Here is a 14,218-nt window from a genome sequence, read left to right on the forward strand (position 1 = left end):
CGTCCTACTCAGGAAGCGGCCGACGCCGACGGCGCCACCTGGTTGCCGCTGCCCGGGGTGAAGTCGGCCGGGATCGGGCGGCCCGGGTAGTACTGCTCCTGCAGCCGGGTCCAGGTGCCGTCGGCGATCACCTCGTCCAGGGCCTTGTCCAGCGCCTCACGCAGCGCGTCGTTGCCCTTGGCGAAGGCGTACGCAGTCGGGGCCGGGCTGAGCAGCTTCGCCGCCACCGTGATCTTGCCGCCGCTGTCCGCGGCGGACTTCTCGCCGATCTCGGCGGGAGCGATCCAGGCATCCGCGGTGCCGGCCTTGAGCTGGTTGAGCGCACCGTTGTAGTCGGGCACCCGTACCGGGTCGAGGCCCTTGCCGGTGGCGTAGTCGTCCTGGACGGTGCCCTGCACGACCACCACCCGCTTGCCGGGCAGCTCGTCGAAGCTGCTCAGCGACGAGCCGGCGGGCACGTCGAGGCCGAAGTAGCCGAAGTCGTACCCGTTGCCGAAGTCGACGGTCTTCTTCCGCGCCTCGGTGATGGTGATCGACGAGCTGCCGATGTCGAACTTGCGGTTGCCCACCTGGGCGAGCAGAGCGGAGAAGTCGGTGCCGACGAACTCCACCTTCAGCCCGATCTTGTCGGCAGCGGCGACCAGCAGATCGTTGTCGAACCCGGTGAACTTGCCGTCCTTGAGGTAGACGTTCGGCGGCGCGTCGCTGAGCGTGCCGGCCCGCAGCACCCCGGGCTGGAGCAGGTTGTACGGGTTGTCGGTGCTGCCGGCGGAGCCCGAGCCGCAGGCGGTGAGGGCGGTGGCACCGAGGACGGCGACGACGCCGATGGCGGCGGCTCGGGTCAGGGCAGGAAGGAATCGCACAGGTGTCTCCTGGTTGAGCGGCGGCGGGCACGGGCGTGCCGCACCGACGGTCCGCCGCAGGGCGGACCGCTGGGATGGATCGGTCAGGAAGAAGGCGTGTCGGTCAGCCGGGCCGGGTCGGATCGGTGACCGGAAGCGGCGGCGCGGTCAGCTACACGCGGCGCTGCAGACCCGCATCATGTCGACGTGCCGGCGCCGGGTCAGGCCCGGGCAGGCCACGACGGGAACGGGTCGACTGCGGAACGACATGGTTCTCCCTCTAGGTCGTGATGACCTGGGAACCAGGCCACGCTTGCACCGGAGGTTGCTCCGATGCCTGGTCTTCACCCGGGGCACCCCTGCGCGGACGAGGGTTGCCGGCCAGCGAGCCGGGGCTTGACGCTGGCGCTCATGACCTGCCGCCGAGGCTAGCAGCCGGTGACGGGGCGGCGTCCACCCGTTATGACAACCCTCACGCGGGGCCGTGGCGGCGGCGAGGTTGTCCCCAGGCCCGGCGAGCCGTGCTCTCAGCCGGGCGAGGTGCCCGGGTCACGCCGGTAGGTCAGCTCGAAGTCGAGGTCCCACCTGGTGCCGTCCCGGGAGATCTCCCAACGGCCGTCGATGCGGTCGCCGTCGGCGGCGAGGGTGCCGACGAAACGCTGGCCGAACCCGGGCGCGTCGCGCCACTGCCGCCACACGCCGTCGGCGTACGTCATCCGGTAGACCCGGTGCACCCCGCGGCACGGGCCCGGCACTCCGTCCGGCAGTTCCGGCCGGTCAACGGCGGCTGAGGCCGGGCGAGCGCACCCCGGAAAACCGGTTGGCGGTTTCGGCGCGGGCAGCTAGCGTCCCTCGACCATGGACCTGCCCCGCAGTTTCGTCATCCGCGAGGGTGATCTTCGCATCCTCAACCCGTTCGACGCCGGCAAGCTGGCCACCCTGGGCCGGGTGCTGAAGCTCCCGCCGGGCACCTCGATCGTCGACTTGTGCAGCGGCAAGGGCGAGCTGCTCTGCACCTGGGCCCGCGACCACGGGGTGGTCGGCACCGGCGTCGACATCAGCACCGCGTTCACCGCCGCCGCCCGCGAACGGGCGGCCGAGCTGGGCGTTGCCGAGCAGGTCCGGTTCGTGCACGGCGACGCGGCGGCGTACGTACCCGAGAAGCCGGTCGACGTGGCGGCCTGCGTCGGTGCCACCTTGATCGGCGAGGGTGTCGCCGGCACCCTGGAGATCCTGGCCCGGGGGCTGCGCCCGGGCGGGATCGCGCTGGTCGGTGAACCCTACTGGCGGATCGACCCGCCGGACCAGGCGACCGTCGAGGGCAGCCAGGCCGCAAACCGGGAGGACTTCCAGGACCTGCCCGGCCTGGTCCGCCTCTTCGGCGACCAGGGGTGGGACCTGGTGGAGATGGTGCTGGCCGACCAGGACAGCTGGGACCGCTATGCGGCGGCGCACTGGCTCAACCTGCGCCGCTGGCTGGACGCGAACCCTGATGACCCGCTCGCCGGCGAGCTCCGGCAGGAGTTGACCGAGGACCCGTTGCGCTACGTGCGGTACCAGCGTGAGCACATGGGCTGGGGCGTCTTCGCGCTGATCCGCCGCTGACTGGAATGGCCGCTGGCCGGGTGCTTAATCCGCGGCGCCGCCGTGCCGTCAAGCCGCAGCCGGCGGCCCTGGCCGTCTGACACGTCTTCCGTCGATGGGCGGGACCGCATAGGGTGTCGATGGAAGCGCTCCCACAGCCTGCCGGGCAGGGCCGTCATTCGACTCGCCGCCGGCGCCAGCACCACCTTCGGGCTGACCGGCAACGGATCGGGTACGCCGGCCAGCCTCAGCTGCACCGCCTCCTGGCCGTCGGACTCCGGGACCCCTGCCCTGCCCGCCCCCGGGTGGGGCAGGGGCCGTCCGGCGTCGCTACGCCACCCCGGACGGCCCCGCGCGGCCCGGGCCTGGATGGGCCGCGTCATGGTGCCGACATGCCCTAGGCGAGCCGGATGGCGTCCCCGTCCACGGTGACGTTGGCGGCCGCCAGCGGGGCCCCGGCCGGTCCGCTGCGCACCGAGCCGTCGGCGATGTCGAACACGCTGTTGTGGCAGGCGCAGACGATGGTGCCGTCGGCGACCGAGGTGACCGTGCAGCCCTGGTGGGTGCAGGTCGCGGAGTACGCCTTGATGGTTCCCGCCGTGGGCTGTGTTACCACCACGCCCGCCTCGGCGAAGATCTGTCCGCCACCGACCGGGATGTCGGCCAGCGTGGCCAGCGCCGGCGGGCCCCCGGCGTCCGGTGCGCCGGATACGGAGGGGTCGGCGCTGGTGGCCGGGGCGGCCGGGGGCGGTGGCGCCGCCGCCGGTTGGCCGTACGTCGCACAGCCGGTCAGCGCGGCCACCCCTGCCGCGCCGGTGCCGGCCAGCAGGGCCCGTCGCGACCGGCAGCAGCCGGCCTGCTCGTGGTTCATCTGTAGTGCCTTGCCTTTCCTGGTCAGAGCTGGATGCCGAAGGTGGTGAAGTACCAGACCGACGAGGTCAGGAAGACACCGATCAACGCGACGAAGACGACCCCACCGATCACCGGCAGCACCCAGCCGGCGAGGCCGCGTTTCGGCAGGGTCAGCATCTTGGTGGCGAACGCCCCGAAGAAGAAGCAGCCCAGCAGGGAGTGCAGCAGTGTACGGGTGTCGTAGTCGGCGAAGCCGAGCGCGTACAGGCAGTGCACGGCGACCGGGACGGTGAGCAGGAAGGCGACCCGGCCGGACCAGCGGTGTGCCGGGCCGGCCCAGGGCGGGGAGAAGCCGCCGAGCCGGCCCCACATGGCCAGCGCGGACAGCAACTGGATGACAGCGAAGAACGCCGCCCCCGTGCCCAGCCACACCTTCACCGTCAACGGCGAGGAGAAGCCGGCGACGTTCACCGCGATCCCGGTCGGGGTGTGGGTGCGGCCGTAGACGCCCAGCGCCACCGCCACCCCCGCCCCGATCACCAGCGGCACCAGCAGCGAGGGTCGCCGCCTCGGGGCGCTCGGCGGGGGCCCGCCGAAGTCGCGCATCACCTCGACGGTCGGCGCGGGCGGCCGGCGGGGCACCGTGCGCACGTTGCTCTGGCGGTGCTGGGACATCACCGCGCCCCGGGAATGACCGGCTCGGCGGTGATGGTGACCCCGTTGACGATGGTGCTGTAGAAGGCGGGGTCCAGCGGCGGCGCCGGGATCGGCTTACCGTTCCAGGTGACGATGCCGATCTGGGTACCGTCGGGCAGCATGATCCAGCCGCCGTCGATGCCGGCCTTGCGGACCTCGTCGGTCGCCCGGTAGATCGCCGGGGCGGTCCCCGTGCCGGACTTCGCGACCGCCTCGTCGACCGCCTTGTCGTCCGGTCGGGCGGTGAACTTCCAGCGGCGGACGCCGATGATCATCTCGCCGCTGGCGCTGTCACCCCGGATGATGCCGGTCAGCTTCGCGTCCTGGCCGGTCAGTTCGATCTTGCCGTCCTTGACCGTGCCGGACAGCCACAGCTCCATGCTCCGGCCGTCGCAGACGTACGCCTCGGCTTTGCCGCCCTTGACCGTGATGGCGATGGTGGCGCCGTTCTCCAGCTCGCCGATCCAGTTCTGTTCGACCAGCGCGGCCTCGGTGCCGGCCGATGACGAGTCCGGCGCGGTCGGCGGGGACGTCTGGGCCGGCCGGGTGCCTGCGGGGTCCGGTTGCTCCTCGTCCACCGGTGCCTCGGCGTCCGCCTCGTCCACCGGGGCTTCGGCGTCGGTCGGCGGCGGCGCGGCGGCGGTCGGTGGACCGGTCTCCGCCGCCGGCTGTGTGGCCGGTGGCGATGCCTGCGCACTCATCGTGAACAACACGGCAGCCGTCACCGCCCCCGACAGGAGGGTGAGCAACGGGGTCACGCGCTTCATGGGCCACTCCCTTCGCCGTGAAGTACGGCTGGTGGCCACAGTTCGGTTCAACGGCTGGGGAGGAATCCCGGTCCGGCGATCCCACGGCCCGTCCACCGTCGATCGGCGCAAGCGTTCGTGGCAGGATCCCGCCACCGCCCCCCGCCCCCCGGCTCGGGAAGCAGCGGCGGGATCACCGCCCACACCTCATCGGTCAACTCGCCGTGACGCACCACCGGCACGTCGTCGACGATCAACCACTACACGATCGGCTTCCCCAGCCGGGCGCAGGTGTGGGTGCCGCCGGTGAGGGCGGGGAACTTCAGGGACGCGCGTGACTGCGGCCCGAACTGGCCGTCCGAGCTGATCCCCTCCTTGCTCTGGGCGAACTTCAGCGCGTTGAAGGTCAACTCGCCGAACGACCCGTCATCGGAGAGCAGCTTCTTGCCCGCGGGTTTGAGGTAGCAGTCGTTCAGGGCCCACTGGAGGGCCACTGTGCCGGGCCCGCCGTCGCCCCAGAGCAGCGAGCACGGCAGGACGCCGTACTTGCCGATCGGCGCGGCGACGTCGTAGCCGGCCTGGTTCTTGACGTACGTGTAGGACTCGCACTCGGGTTGGCTGCGAGCGTAGGCGGGGTTGACGGAGACGAAAGTGCCCGCGATCGCGGCCGCGAGCACTGTGCACAGTGCCGCCAGGCGTTTCATGGAATTCCCGTTCATCGCTTCTCCTCTGAACTCTCAGCTGCCATGGCTCGTGTCGGTCCACGATTTGTCGCCGGGCATCTTGAACCACGTGACTCCGTCCGAGATCCGGTCCCGGATGAGGAAGGTGCGGCCCTCCTTACGTCCGTAGTACGTGTAGTACAGGTACGTGCCGTCCGACCTGTCGAAGTGGTAGCCCCAAACGGTGTTCTGGCCTGCCGCGTCCCAGGTCTGCGGGCCAACCCAGCCATCGGCCTTGATGTCTACCGGGTGTGCGGCGTTGTAGAGCTGCTGCCAGCGGACCGTGGCGTCATGGGTGTTGGGTCCAAACACGCCGTCGACATCGCTGTAGCCTTCATCCGCCCAGAGGTGCCGCTGCCAGAACCGCACCAGATTGCCGCTGTTGATGCATGGGGCGGCTACCTTGCAGAGCGTGTGGTAGCCGGGCCAGGCGGTATGCGCCGACGCGGGGCTTGCGGTGACCAGGGAGCCTCCCAGCACCACAGTCAGCGCGAGGACCACCCGCGATGCGAGTACCCCGCTGCGCAGCCGCACCGTACTCTCGGTTTGATTCATGTAGATCCTGCCCTTCTCCTTACGTCTGCGGCAGAACACCGCGGTGCGAGGCCCCATCGGTCGTCAGGCCGTAGCTGCTTCAGCGGCCGGATACGGATCCCCCCGTGGGCCTATGACGGATCCCGCACGGCAATCCCCGGTGGCGGCGCCACCAAGGTCGTTTGCCGGATCCACGGTGGCCTGTGGGTGGGTTGACCGGTAGCCCGGCACACGTCGGACAAACAACGTCGGACAAAACGTGGCGTCTGCGCTGGTCAGAGGCGAGCCCGCGGGCCACCCGGAGGGACCACCCACCGGCCCCTTGAAACGGCGACCCCGCGCCGCAGCCGGCACACCAGGTCCCTGATACTGCCCTCGATCCAGAACGACGGGCAGCGGACGCGCCTGTCGGTACGAGGCCCGCCACGGGGGCGTGGTGGGGAGTCTGCCTGGCGGCAGGACTTGGAGGTTGGTGTTGGGCCGTCGGGAAACGCCCCTGGACCCGAAGGCGGGCCCGGTCCAGCGGCTGGCATGGCAGCTGCGCCAGTTGCGGGAGCGGGCCGGCAGCCCGAGCTATCGGCTTCTGGCTCGGCGGGCGCACTACTCGGCCAGCACCTTGGCGGAGGCGGCAAAGGGTGACCGGCTGCCCTCGCTGGAGGTGACGTTGGCGTACGCCGAGGCGTGCGGTGGCGATGCCGACGAGTGGCGGGCAAGGTGGTCAGCCATCGCGGATGCCATGGCCGCATCGACGGTGCCGGTTCGCGATGAGGAGCGCTGCCCCTATCAGGGGTTGACGTCGTTCCAGCCGGAGCAGGCGGAGTGGTTCTTCGGCCGCTCGGAGCTGGTCGACCGGCTGCTGAATCGGGTCGAGCGGCAGCCACTGAGCTGCCTCATCGGGGCGTCCGGTAGCGGGAAGTCCTCGTTGCTGCGGGCTGGTCTGTTGGGCACCATCGCGGCCGATCGCCGGGGGGCGCAGCGTTGGCGAGTCATGTTGATGACCCCGACGGAGCACCCGCTCGAGGCATTGTCGGCCGAGGTTGCGAAGTTGTCCGGTCAGGCCGTCGAGCAGGTGCGCGAAGAGCTGGCGGAGGATTCAGCCGGCCTGGACATCGCCGTACGTAGCGCCTTGGCCGCCGGCCACCCGCAAACCCGGGCACTGTTGGTGGTGGACCAGTTCGAGGAGATCTTCACCCTCTGCACCGACAAGGACGAACGCCGCACGTTCATCGAAGCGCTGCTGGACGCCACTCAGGGTTCGGACCGTCGTACCACTGTCATGCTCGGGGTGCGCGCCGACTTCCTCGCTCACCTCATGCAGTATTCGGAGCTGACCGACGCACTGGGCGACGAGGGGCACCTGATGGTGGGCCCGGTGACCGCCACTGATCTGCGTGAGATCGTTACCCGGCCCGCCGCCCAGGTCGGGATGGGAGTGGAATCAGATCTGCTGACCACGGTGCTCGCTGATGCCGCCGACGAGCCGGGCGCGTTGCCACTGGTGTCGCACGCACTGCTGGAGACGTGGCAGCGACGAAGCGGGCCGACCCTCACCCTGTCGGCCTATCACGCAAGCGGTGGCGTACGGGGGGCGGTCGCCCAGACCGCCGAGCGGGTGTATGCCGAGTTCGGGGCAGCGGAGCAGCGAGCCGCTCGCCGGATCTTTCTCCGGCTCACGGCGTTGGGTGATGGCACCGAGGACACCCGCCGGCCCGTCGCGCGAACGGAACTCGACGGCATCGCCGACGAGGCTGTCATGATCGAGGTTCTGGACCAGTTGGCCGCGGCCCGGCTGGCGGTCCTGGGCGACGGCACGGTGGCGGTGGCCCATGAGGCGCTGATCAGTGCCTGGCCGCGGCTGCACCGATGGCTCACCGACGACCGTGCGAGCCTGCTCATCCACCGGCGGCTCACCGACGCCGCACACACGTGGACTTCATTGCGCCGTGATCCAGGAGCGTTGTACCGGGGCGCCCAGTTGGCTGCCGCACGTGCGTTCGCCGATGACCGTCGCGACGAGTTGAACCAGCACGAACGAGATTTCCTGCGCGCCAGCAACGCTGTCGCCGAAGCCGAACAGGACAGTGCCCGGCGCCACGCCCGCCTCCTCAAGCGTCTCGTCGCAGGCGTTTCCGTCCTCCTGGTACTCGCCCTGCTGGGCGGCGCCGTAGCGGTGCGGCAGCGCCAGGACGCCCGCCGGCAGCAGGTGGTCGCGCTCTCCAGCGAGCTGTCGCTACAGGCGCGATCGCTGCTCGCCACCGACCCGGAGCTGGCCGGCCTCCTGGCCATCGAAGCAAATCACCTCCACTCCAGCACCGAGACCCGGGGGAGCGTGCTGAGCGTGGCGGCTGCGCCTCGCCACACCGAACTCAACGTCGGCGGACCGTCCATCTACGCCGTCGCGTTCAACCCCGACCATTCGCTACTCGCCTCCGCCGCCGGTGATGGCACGATCGGCCTGTGGGACCCGGTGCGCGGCGAACGCATCGCCACCCTGTCGGGGCACACCGGCCGGGTGGCGAATCTGGCCTTCGTCGACGGTGGAAGGCTGCTCGTCTCCATCGGGGTCGATGGAACCAGAGGTTCCATCATCGTCTGGGACGTCGACACCCGCCAGCAGATCAACCGGCTGGAGGAGGACAACTTTGCGTCCGGCACGGCCTTCAGCTCCGACGGAACAAAGGTCGCCGTCGGCATCGGGAGCGGCCCAGATGGCTTGCGGACCGGCTCGGACACCCCAAAGGCCGGCGACATCGTCCTACACGATCTGCGGGCCGGGACCCGTACGCTGCTCCGCGGGCACCACGTGCCGGTCGGGTCCCTGACCTTCAGCCAGGACGGTCGGCTCCTCGTATCCGCCAACGGGAGAGAGCACCCGATCGTGTGGGACGTGGCCAAGCGCGAATCGGTTGCCCACCTGCCCACCGAACACATCTTCTCGGTCGCCTTCGGGCACACCGGACACATCCTCGCCGGTTTGGCGCACGAGCGAGGGGTGTACCTGTGGAACCTTGGCGGCGACCGACCGGTTGCGCTCCCGCCGTTGCCCCTGTCGGGCCGCTACGCGTGGTCGATCTCCGCTGCTGCGGACGACAAGCTCGCCGTGGCCGACGAAAACGGCGCGATCACCATCTGGGACCTGCAACGCCGCGAGCCCCGGCAGACCTACCAGGACCGAGGCCGCAGCGAGACGGCCTCAGTCGCGCTGAGCCAGGACGGGGCCATGCTCGCCTCGGCCGGGTTCAACGGAACCATCGTGCTCCACGATCTCGGCCACGCCCCGTTCATCGGGTTCGCGGCGCAGGTGAAGGACGTCAAGGTCAGCCCGGACGGAAACACCATCGCTTCAGCGGGCAGCGACGGCACAGTTCGGCTGTGGGACGCGCAGGGAAAGTTCGTGGCCGCGCTGGGTGGGCATCCAGACGAGGTGCAATCCGTGGCATTCAGCCCGGACGGACGCCTGCTCGCCGCGGTCACCCGAAACAACGTCGTCACGGTCTGGGACATCCAGCAGCGACAGCAGGTGACCCGGCCCTTCCCGACCGGAGGAATCGGTGCCTCGACCGACGTCGACTTCGACCCCAGCGGCCGTCTCCTCGCCGCGGCCACTCTCGGCCCTGACCTGTGGGACGTCGCCGACATAGAAGAACCGTCCGAGATAACAGCCAAGTTTCCGGCCCGCATCGTCACGTCGTTGGCCTTCACCCCGGACGGGCGTCGACTCCTCGGGGCAAGCGTGGGCGGCTATATCAACACGTGGGATATCACCACTGGCGCGCTACTCAACCGGGTCAACGCCCAGCAGAGCGCGGTGCAGGACATCGTGGTCAGCCCCGACGGCAGCTGGCTGGCCACCGCGGGTGACAGCCGCGTCATCAAGCTGTGGGACGCCGCGACCGCTGGGGAGATAGCCGTACTGAGTGGCCATACCGCGCCCGTCCAGGTCCTTGCCATCAGCCGAGACGGCCGCCGTCTCGCCTCCGCTGGCGACGACCACACCATCATCGTCTGGGACGCCCGCACCCGCCTGCGCGTCGCCACCCTCACCGGCCACAGCGCAAGAATCCGCGGACTCGCCTTCACTCCGGCCGGAAACCTCATTTCCGGCGCCGAGGACGGCCGAATCATCAGCTGGTCGTTTGACCTCCATGCTGCCGAAGCCCAGATCTGCGCCGGCGCCGGCCGCAACCTGACCCGACAGGAATGGGCTACCCACATTCCCTCGGAGCCGTACGAACCCTCCTGTGCCGCGCCGAGTCGCTGACGCGGCGTACCAATGCCATGCTGCTGGCCGGCCGAACGGGTGCCCGTCGCCCGGACAGCGGCGATCAGCCCAGCCGGTCGTCTAGTTCGTCGAGGTCGGCGACGAACCACACCTGGCTGCCCCGGTTGGATTCGGTCACCAGGTCCCGCAGCGCGGTGCTGGCCGCGACCTCGGCGGAGATGTCGCCGACCACCACCAGCCGGACGCGGTAGTTGACGAACTTCTGCATGATCTCCCCGGCCAGCCCGGTACGCAGAACGAAGAACCGTTCGTCGAACCGCCCGGCGGGCACGGCCACCACGTCGGCCCGGGCGTAAGTGGCCCCGATCACGTCGAGCGCGTCCTGCACGCCGGCGATGGGCGGCCCGTCGCTGTCGCAGACGAGCACCGGTACGCCTCGACGTTCGGTCACCACGTCAGCCATGACCCACCTCCGGGGTGGTCGGATCGGTGTGGAACATGCCGTTCTCCTCGGTGAGGACGTCGTCGATGAACCGCAGGATGTTGACGGTGGCCGCCAGGTCGCCCAGGACGATCACCTTGAGCCGGCCGCGCCCGTCGTCGTACACCGTCCGTACCCGTAGCGGCTCGGTGGCATCGCGACGTTGTTGCGCGCCGGCGACGAGCAGGGTGCTCAGCCGGTCGGCGGCTCTCGGGCCGAGGGCGTCGACCTCCACGACGGTGGAGACCTCGACCCGGGGCGGGGCGGTGTCGGCCGCTCGTCCGGTGAACTCGTCGAGGTCGGCGCGCGCGATGCGGTACTGCTTGCCGATGCGGACGGCCTTCAGCCGACCGCTGCGGATGTAGCCGCGCACGGTGCGTACGTGCAGGCCGAGCCCCTCGGCGACCTGTTCGGCCGACAGCCAGCCATCCTGCATGGTTCCCTAACCTACCCCAAGCAAAGGTTGATAGGGAAAGACAGGTGATGATCAGGTCGCTCTGTGGTCTGGGTCACATGTCCGGTCGTGGTGTCGATTCCCCGTCCGGTCGGCCGTCGGCATAGTGAAGGGCGGCACGGTGCCGCCCGCGATGGAGGTAACGACCATGCGACTCACGCTCACCACGTTCCTGACCCTGGACGGCGTGATGCAGGCGCCCGGCGGCCCCGACGAGGACCGCAGCGGCGGGTTCGAGCTGGGCGGCTGGCTGCCGGCGCACTTCGACGACGCGGTCGGCGCCTACATGACCGCCATCTTCGAGCGGGTCGACGCGTTCCTGCTCGGCCGGCGGACGTACGACATCTTCGCGGCCTGGTGGCCCCAGCACGGCGACCCCGCCGACCCGGTCGGGAACGCGCTGAACCTGCTGCCCAAGCACGTCGCCACCACCCGGGACGACGAGCTGACCTGGTCCGGTGCGAAGCGCCTGGACGGCGACCTGGCCACGGCCGTCGCCGAGCTCAAGCGCCAGCCCGGCCGGGAACTCCAGGTGCACGGCAGCGGCCGGCTCGCCGCGTCGCTGATGCGCGAGGGGCTGATCGACACGTACCACCTGCTGATCTTCCCGGTGGTGTTGGGCAGCGGGCGGCGGCTGTTCGCCGACGGCGTGCCCCCGGCCGGCCTGCGGCTGGTCGACAGCCAGACCTCCGGCAGCGGGGTGACGATGCAGACCTACCACAGTGCCGGTGCGCCGACCTTCGGCACCGTGGAGGGATAACGACTATCATTGCCCGGACGTCCGGGGTCCACAGCGGACCGACCACCGACGAGACGAGGTGGACGATGGCCGCCGAGACCGACTCCGACGCCGGCCGCGGCGGCCGGGAGCTGCTCCGGTCGCTGGTGCGTTCGCAACGACGCCGGCTCTCCACCGCCGTGCTGCTCGCGGTCGCGGCGGTGGCCTGCCAGCTCGTGCCCTACCTGATGGCCTACCGGGTCGCCGTCGAGTTGGTCACCGAGGTGACCCCCGACGGCAACGCCCTGGTCCGGTACGCCCTCGTCGCGCTTTTCGCCATCGCCGGCGGCACCGCGCTGATGGGCGGCGCCCTGGCGATCAGCCACGTCTGCGCGTACTGGCTGCTCTACCGGCTGCGCCAGCGCATCGCCGAACGGCTCGCGGTGCTGCCGCTCGGCGAGGTGACCCGCCGGGGCAGCGGCGGGATCGGCAAGCTCGCGATGGAGGACGTCGAGCGGATCGAGGTCTTCGTCGCGCACATGCTGCCCGACGCGGTCGCCGCGCTGACCGTGGTCGCCGCCACCACGGTCTGGCTCTTCGTCATCGACTGGCGGCTGGCGCTGGCCGCGGTGGCGGTCGTACCGCTGGCGATGCTCGCCATGCGGCACGCCACCCGCGGATCTGGCGCCTGGGTGGCGCAGTGGCACGGCGCCGGCATGGCGATGAACCAGGCGGTCACCGAGTTCCTGCACGGCATCAAGGCCGTGAAGGTGTTCAACCGGCAGACCGACACGGTCGCCCGGGCGACCGACGCCGTGCGCCGGTACGTCGACGCGGAGACCCGCTGGGGCACGGCCTTCCTGCCCGGCGGGGCGGCGTACTTCACCGTGATGGCCGCCAACGTGGCGGTCGTGGTGCCGGTGGGTCTCTGGCTCTACCGCGACGGCGCCGTCGAACTGCCCACCCTGCTGCTGTTCCTGCTACTGGCCCTCGGCTACACCGCGCCGCTGACCAAACTCACCGGCTACAGCTCCCAGCTACGCCAGGTCCGGTTCGGCACCGACGAGATCGCCGCGCTGCTGGACACCCCGGCACTGCCGGACACCGGCCGCCGCGCGCCGCTGGGCCCGGCCTCGGTCGAACTGGACGACGTCGCGTTCGGCTACCAGCCCGACCGGCGGGTCCTCGACGGGGTGAGCATCCGCGCCGACGCCGGCCGGGTCACCGCGATCGTGGGCCCGAGCGGATCCGGCAAGACCACCGTGGCGCGTCTGGTCTCCCGGTTCTTCGACGTCTCCAGCGGGGCCGTGCGGGTCGGCGGTGTCGACGTCCGGGAGATGTCCGTAAACCAACTGATGGACACCGTCGCGGTGGTGTTCCAGGATCCGTTCCTCTTCCACGACACCGTCCGGGCCAACCTGACCCTGGGCCGGCCCGACCTGGACGACGAGGCGGTCCACCGGGCGGCCCGCGCGGCCCGCTGCCACGACTTCATCCTGGCCCTGCCGCAGGGCTATGACACCGTGGTCGGCGAGCGGGGCGCGACCCTGTCCGGCGGGGAACGCCAGCGCATCTCGATCGCCCGCGCGCTGCTCAAGGACGCGCCCGTGGTGGTGCTGGACGAGGCCACCGCCTCGACGGACCCGGAGAACGAGGTCTCCATCCAGCAGGCGGTGGCGAACCTCGCCGCCGGGCGCACCCTGCTGGTCATCGCCCACCGGCTCACCACCGTCCGGGACGCCGACCGGATCGTGGTGATGGCCGACGGCCGGGTGGTCGAGAGTGGACGCCACGACGACCTGCTGCGGGCCGACGGCACGTACGCCGGGCTCTGGGCCGACGCGACCACCAGCGCCCAATGGAGTCTCGGTGCCACCGGCGAGCGGAGCGGAGCGAGCAGATGACGACCCTGACCTCCGCCCCCACGGGCTCGACCGCGCCGCCGGCCGGCACGGTGGCCGGGCGCACCATCGCCCTCATCCGGCGGCTGTGGTCGCTGTCCGACCCGCGGCTGCGCCGCCAGCAGCTGTGGGGGATCGCCGCCCGGATGGCGGCGGCGGTCTGCACCGCGGTGCCGATCTGGCTGCTCGTGGTGGTCCTGCAACGGCTGCGTGAGGCCCACCTCGGGGGCCCGGCGATCAGCCAGCGCGAGGTGCTGTGGTGGAGCGTCGGCGTGCTCGCCGCGGTGCTCGGCCAGTTCGGCTTCGACCTGCTCGCCCAGCGGCAGAGCTGGGTAGCCTCCTTCGAACTCCTCGGCGAGCTGCGCCTGCGGGCCCTGGAGCACCTGCGTCGGCTGCCGCTGGGCTACCACACCAGGCGGCAGAGCGGCGACCTCACCGCGCTCGTCACGCACCACCTCAGCGAGCT

The 14,218-nt window shown here is 70.7% G+C and carries 13 protein-coding genes, 1 pseudogene and 1 riboswitch; of the genes and pseudogenes, 5 read left to right on the plus strand and 9 right to left on the minus strand.

Annotated elements, in window-relative coordinates; translation table 11 throughout:
- Window positions 1-8: 8 nt before the first annotated feature.
- Both AB0M52_RS06235 and AB0M52_RS06240 read right to left on the minus strand, forming a co-directional pair.
- Entirely contained in the window at window positions 9-863 is an 855-nt protein-coding gene (locus AB0M52_RS06235) for an ABC transporter substrate-binding protein (protein ID WP_363949600.1), read from the minus strand.
- A 283-nt stretch (window positions 864-1,146) separates the two neighbouring features.
- Window positions 1,147-1,259: riboswitch (SAM riboswitch) on the minus strand.
- A gap of 110 nt (window positions 1,260-1,369) precedes the next feature.
- Window positions 1,370-1,558 carry a hypothetical protein gene (locus AB0M52_RS06240; RefSeq protein ID WP_363949602.1) on the minus strand — a complete coding sequence of 63 codons (189 nt, stop codon included), beginning with the start codon at window positions 1,556-1,558 and terminating at the stop codon, window positions 1,370-1,372.
- 142 nt (window positions 1,559-1,700) lie between these two features.
- Here AB0M52_RS06240 and AB0M52_RS06245 point away from each other — a divergent pair, with 142 nt between their 5' ends.
- Window positions 1,701-2,447, plus strand: coding sequence for a class I SAM-dependent methyltransferase (locus tag AB0M52_RS06245; protein WP_363949605.1), 747 nt, complete (start codon window positions 1,701-1,703; stop codon window positions 2,445-2,447).
- 376 nt (window positions 2,448-2,823) lie between these two features.
- Here AB0M52_RS06245 and AB0M52_RS06250 read toward each other — a convergent pair whose 3' ends face one another.
- The 5 genes from AB0M52_RS06250 to AB0M52_RS06270 all read right to left on the minus strand — a co-directional run bounded on the left by AB0M52_RS06250 (window position 2,824) and on the right by AB0M52_RS06270 (window position 5,997).
- Window positions 2,824-3,297, minus strand: coding sequence for a Rieske (2Fe-2S) protein (locus AB0M52_RS06250; RefSeq protein WP_363949607.1), 474 nt, complete (start codon window positions 3,295-3,297; stop codon window positions 2,824-2,826).
- A 23-nt stretch (window positions 3,298-3,320) separates the two neighbouring features.
- A complete protein-coding gene (locus tag AB0M52_RS06255; protein WP_363949626.1) occupies window positions 3,321-3,884 on the minus strand; it encodes a DUF6529 family protein in 564 nt (187 codons plus the stop codon).
- Between the two features lie 68 nt (window positions 3,885-3,952).
- The gene (locus AB0M52_RS06260) at window positions 3,953-4,741 is read right to left on the minus strand and encodes a hypothetical protein (RefSeq protein ID WP_363949628.1); all 789 of its coding nucleotides are present in this window, start codon (window positions 4,739-4,741) and stop codon (window positions 3,953-3,955) included.
- Window positions 4,742-4,980: 239 nt separating this feature from the next.
- Window positions 4,981-5,439, minus strand: coding sequence for a peptidoglycan-binding domain-containing protein (locus tag AB0M52_RS06265; protein ID WP_363949610.1), 459 nt, complete (start codon window positions 5,437-5,439; stop codon window positions 4,981-4,983).
- 18 nt (window positions 5,440-5,457) lie between these two features.
- Window positions 5,458-5,997: a peptidoglycan-binding domain-containing protein gene (locus AB0M52_RS06270; RefSeq protein WP_363949612.1), complete on the minus strand. Its 540-nt coding sequence runs from the start codon at window positions 5,995-5,997 to the stop codon at window positions 5,458-5,460.
- 451 nt (window positions 5,998-6,448) lie between these two features.
- Here AB0M52_RS06270 and AB0M52_RS06275 point away from each other — a divergent pair, with 451 nt between their 5' ends.
- Window positions 6,449-10,237 (plus strand): helix-turn-helix domain-containing protein, encoded by a 3,789-nt coding sequence (locus AB0M52_RS06275; protein WP_363949630.1) that lies wholly within the window; start codon window positions 6,449-6,451, stop codon window positions 10,235-10,237.
- 64 nt (window positions 10,238-10,301) lie between these two features.
- Here the strand turns inward: AB0M52_RS06275 and AB0M52_RS06280 are convergent, their stop codons facing one another.
- Both AB0M52_RS06280 and AB0M52_RS06285 read right to left on the minus strand, forming a co-directional pair.
- A complete protein-coding gene (locus AB0M52_RS06280; RefSeq protein ID WP_363949614.1) occupies window positions 10,302-10,661 on the minus strand; it encodes a DUF4180 domain-containing protein in 360 nt (119 codons plus the stop codon).
- On the minus strand, window positions 10,654-11,115 hold the full coding sequence (locus AB0M52_RS06285) for a helix-turn-helix domain-containing protein (protein WP_363949616.1): 462 nt from the start codon (window positions 11,113-11,115) through the stop codon (window positions 10,654-10,656). The genes AB0M52_RS06280 and AB0M52_RS06285 overlap by 8 nt, the downstream gene beginning before the upstream one ends.
- A 166-nt stretch (window positions 11,116-11,281) precedes the next feature.
- Here AB0M52_RS06285 and AB0M52_RS06290 point away from each other — a divergent pair, with 166 nt between their 5' ends.
- From AB0M52_RS06290 to AB0M52_RS06300, 3 genes and pseudogenes are all read left to right on the plus strand, one after another.
- Complete coding sequence (locus AB0M52_RS06290; protein WP_363949618.1) at window positions 11,282-11,893, plus strand: dihydrofolate reductase family protein; 612 nt, start codon at window positions 11,282-11,284, stop codon at window positions 11,891-11,893.
- Window positions 11,894-11,958: 65 nt separating this feature from the next.
- Window positions 11,959-13,755, plus strand: coding sequence for an ABC transporter ATP-binding protein (locus tag AB0M52_RS06295; protein WP_363949620.1), 1,797 nt, complete (start codon window positions 11,959-11,961; stop codon window positions 13,753-13,755).
- Window positions 13,752-14,218: pseudogene (locus AB0M52_RS06300) on the plus strand (ABC transporter ATP-binding protein); the annotation flags it as partial. The gene AB0M52_RS06295 and the pseudogene AB0M52_RS06300, both read left to right, overlap by 4 nt.

The organism is Micromonospora sp. NPDC051296, assembly GCF_040682255.1.
Lineage (GTDB): Bacteria > Actinomycetota > Actinomycetes > Mycobacteriales > Micromonosporaceae > Micromonospora > Micromonospora craterilacus.

Coding starts and splice junctions, on each gene's coding strand:
- AB0M52_RS06240 (WP_363949602.1), bottom strand. CDS start 1,558: ATGACGTACGCCGACGGCGTGTGGCGGCAGTGGCGCGACGCGCCCGGG.
- AB0M52_RS06245 (WP_363949605.1), top strand. CDS start 1,701: ATGGACCTGCCCCGCAGTTTCGTCATCCGCGAGGGTGATCTTCGCATC.
- AB0M52_RS06250 (WP_363949607.1), bottom strand. CDS start 3,297: ATGAACCACGAGCAGGCCGGCTGCTGCCGGTCGCGACGGGCCCTGCTG.
- AB0M52_RS06255 (WP_363949626.1), bottom strand. CDS start 3,884: ATGCGCGACTTCGGCGGGCCCCCGCCGAGCGCCCCGAGGCGGCGACCC.
- AB0M52_RS06260 (WP_363949628.1), bottom strand. CDS start 4,741: ATGAAGCGCGTGACCCCGTTGCTCACCCTCCTGTCGGGGGCGGTGACG.
- AB0M52_RS06265 (WP_363949610.1), bottom strand. CDS start 5,439: ATGAACGGGAATTCCATGAAACGCCTGGCGGCACTGTGCACAGTGCTC.
- AB0M52_RS06270 (WP_363949612.1), bottom strand. CDS start 5,997: ATGAATCAAACCGAGAGTACGGTGCGGCTGCGCAGCGGGGTACTCGCA.
- AB0M52_RS06280 (WP_363949614.1), bottom strand. CDS start 10,661: ATGGCTGACGTGGTGACCGAACGTCGAGGCGTACCGGTGCTCGTCTGC.
- AB0M52_RS06285 (WP_363949616.1), bottom strand. CDS start 11,115: ATGCAGGATGGCTGGCTGTCGGCCGAACAGGTCGCCGAGGGGCTCGGC.
- AB0M52_RS06290 (WP_363949618.1), top strand. CDS start 11,282: ATGCGACTCACGCTCACCACGTTCCTGACCCTGGACGGCGTGATGCAG.
- AB0M52_RS06295 (WP_363949620.1), top strand. CDS start 11,959: ATGGCCGCCGAGACCGACTCCGACGCCGGCCGCGGCGGCCGGGAGCTG.